Source organism: Thiobacillus sp. (assembly GCF_024708915.1).
In genome coordinates this window covers 1-2,798 of record NZ_JANJXQ010000259.1, presented here as the reverse complement: position 1 = coordinate 2,798, position 2,798 = coordinate 1, and the positions used below count along the sequence as shown (strand labels likewise).

At 65.7% G+C, this 2,798-nt stretch carries 4 protein-coding genes; 2 read left to right on the top strand and 2 right to left on the bottom strand.

What is annotated here, in order from left to right:
- Both Q0L94_RS17470 and prmB read left to right on the top strand, forming a co-directional pair.
- A partial coding sequence (locus Q0L94_RS17470) for a M20/M25/M40 family metallo-hydrolase (RefSeq protein WP_296755889.1) occupies positions 1-388 on the top strand: 388 nt, incomplete at its 5' end.
- Between the two features lie 157 nt (positions 389-545).
- On the top strand, positions 546-1,439 hold the full coding sequence (gene prmB / locus Q0L94_RS17465) for a 50S ribosomal protein L3 N(5)-glutamine methyltransferase (protein ID WP_296755886.1): 894 nt from the start codon (positions 546-548) through the stop codon (positions 1,437-1,439).
- Between the two features lie 6 nt (positions 1,440-1,445).
- On the opposite strand, the gene Q0L94_RS17460 is transcribed toward prmB, so the two are convergent.
- Both Q0L94_RS17460 and Q0L94_RS17455 read right to left on the bottom strand, forming a co-directional pair.
- Complete coding sequence (locus Q0L94_RS17460) at positions 1,446-1,895, bottom strand: hydrogenase maturation protease (RefSeq protein ID WP_296755885.1); 450 nt, start codon at positions 1,893-1,895, stop codon at positions 1,446-1,448.
- On the bottom strand, positions 1,892-2,798 hold a 907-nt coding region (locus Q0L94_RS17455), incomplete at its 5' end, for a nickel-dependent hydrogenase large subunit (protein ID WP_296755882.1). The genes Q0L94_RS17460 and Q0L94_RS17455, both read right to left, overlap by 4 nt.

Genomic DNA, 2,798 nt, shown 5'->3' with positions numbered 1-2,798 from the left:
CGGCGTGGTCGAGATCCAGTTCAATTTCCGCTTTTCCACCGCCAGCACGGCCGAAGGCCTGATGGACGCGATGCACGAAATCCTCGACAGCCACGGCCTCGATTACGAAATCGACTGGAGCCTGTCGGGCAATCCTTTCCTTACCCCGCGCGGACCGCTGTGCGACAAGTTGAGCGAGGCGATCCGCGAGGTCACCGGCCTCACCCCCGGACTGTCGACCTCCGGCGGCACCTCGGACGGCCGCTTCATTGCCGACATCTGCCGCGAAGTAGTCGAATTCGGCCCGCTCAACATGAGCATCCACAAGCTGAACGAGCACATCGCGGTGGAAGACATTGAAAAACTTTCAGCGATCTACCAGAAGACGCTGGAAAAACTGCTGGGTTGAGGTTATCCGCGAATACCCGAAGGGCATGAAGGACGCGAAGGTGCGCGAAGCCAATCCTTAAAAATCGCATCCAAACGGTTGGCCATGAAAACCATACTTTTTTTGTTTTTCTTTGCGTCTCTTCGCGCTCTTCGCGGATAACTCTTTTGAGATAGAAATGAAACACTTCGACGACACCGAATCCCTCATCACCGTGCGCGACTGGCTGCGCTTCGCGGTGTCGCGCTTCAACGAAGCGAAGCTGTTTTTCGGCCACGGCTCCGACAACGCCTTCGACGAGGCGGCGTACCTGATCCTGCACACCCTGCACCTGCCGCTCGACCGGCTCGAACCCTTCCTCGATGCCAGCCTGACGCATGGCGAATCCGAACAGGTGCAGGCGGCGCTCGAACGCCGGGTGGGCGAACGCCTGCCCGCCGCCTACATCACCAACGAGGCCTGGCTGGGCGAGCACCGTTTCTACGTGGACGAGCGCGTGATCGTGCCGCGCTCCTTCATCGCCGAGCTGCTGCACGAGCAGTTGGCGCCGTGGGTCGAGGATCCGGATGCGGTAGGCAGCGCGCTCGACCTGTGCACCGGCTCCGGCTGCCTCGCCATCCTGGCGGCGCTGGCCTTTCCCGATTCCCGCATCGATGCAGTCGATCTGTCCGGGGATGCGCTGGCCGTCGCCGCGAAGAACGTCGCCGATTACGGCCTCGCGGACCGCATTGAGCTGATCGAGTCCGATCTGTTCGCGGCGCTGAACGGCCGCACGTACGACGTGATCGTCAGCAACCCGCCCTACGTGAACGCCGAAGCGGTCGCCGCACTGCCGCCGGAGTATCGGGCGGAACCCGCGCTGGCGCTTGGTTCTGGAGAAGACGGCCTGGACGCCACCCGGCAGATTCTGGCTCAGGCCAAAACCCATCTCAACCCCGGTGGCCTGCTGCTGGTGGAAATCGGCCACAACCGCGACGCCCTCGAAGCCGCCTATCCCGCCCTGCCCTTCACCTGGCTCGACACCGAAGGCGGCGACCAGTTCGTGTTCATGCTGCGGCGCGAGGATCTGTAAGCCGCCTCACCCCAGACTGGCCGCGATGACCGCGGCCAGTTGCCGCGCGGCGGCCTGAATCTCGGGCCCCGGCACAGCGCCCGGATGCGCCGCAGCGATTTCGATTCCGTACAGTTCCAGCCGCGACGGCAGGCCGTCGAGTTCGCATGCCAGCGTCAGCGCGGCCAGCACGCCGAAGCCGTGGCTGGACAGGCCATGGCTGTACCGGGGCCAGTCCTCTTGATCGAATCGCGCCAGCCGGCCGGGCTGGCCATTGCCTTGCATGGCGTCGACCAGGACGACCCGCTCGGCGCCTTCCAGCAGGCCGATCAGGCCTGCGCCCGGCCGATCCAGCTTTTCGATGACGAGCGCCTTGCCGGCCCGCATGCCGCCGGCCAGCAAGGCATCGACGACCAGCCAGCCGGCCTGGTCGTCGCCTGACGGCGAGCCGATGCCGAGGATGCGAACCCCGCTCATGTCCGCTCCACGTTCATGCGCAGGAAATGGGTGGCGCAGGAAATGCAGGGATCGTAGTTGCGGATGACTTTTTCGCAGTGCAGCCGCAGCGCATCGTCCGGGTGATCGAGACCGAAATTGAGCAGCGACAACCGCAAATCCTCTTCGATCCGTGCCTGGTTCTGGCTGGTCGGCGGCACGATGCGCGCGCTCACCACGCAGCCGTCGGCATCCATCTCGTAGCGGTGCCACAGCAGGCCGCGCGGCGCCTCGGTGCAGCCGGCGGCCACGCCGGCGCGCGGGGTGACCGGCACCCAGGGCGAGTCCGGCACGCGATAACCGTCGAGCAGGCGCAGCGCCTCGGTGAGCGCGAGCAGGATTTCAACGGCACGCGCGACCAGGCTGTGAAACAGGTTGCGGCTGGGCAGCACGAGGCCGGTTGCGGCCAGCAGCGTCTTGATGCGCGCGGGCAGACGGTCGTGGTTGAGGTTCAGTCGTGCCAGCGGCCCGACCAGATAGGCGTGCCCCCGGTAGCTGCTGAACAATGCGGTGGAATGTGCTTCGTGGCGCTCGGCGAAATACTCGTCGTAGGCCGCCGTGCCGATATGCAGGCCGTCGCTGGCGCCGATGTCGCCGCTTTCGATGGCGTAGTCGGACGGGTGCCGCATGGCAACGCAGACGAAGGTCTGATCGTCCTGCGGCACCGCGATGCCGGCGGTCCAGCGGATCAATGCCTCGGCTTGCGGCAGCGCCGCGCGCAGCTTTTCCCGGATGGCGCCGATGCGCTCGACCGAAGGCGCGCCGTGAAACCCGCCGACGCGAATGCCGACCGGATGCACCGAACGCGCGCCGAACAGATCCATCAGTTCGTTGCCCAGCGCCTGGATGCGCAAGCCGCGGCGCACTTCTTCCGGGGCGATGCGC

Bases quoted from the DNA above. Each gene is read 5' to 3' on its own strand.
- prmB (WP_296755886.1), top strand. From the start codon at position 546: ATGAAACACTTCGACGACACCGAATCCCTCATCACCGTGCGCGACTGG.
- Q0L94_RS17460 (WP_296755885.1), bottom strand. From the start codon at position 1,895: ATGAGCGGGGTTCGCATCCTCGGCATCGGCTCGCCGTCAGGCGACGAC.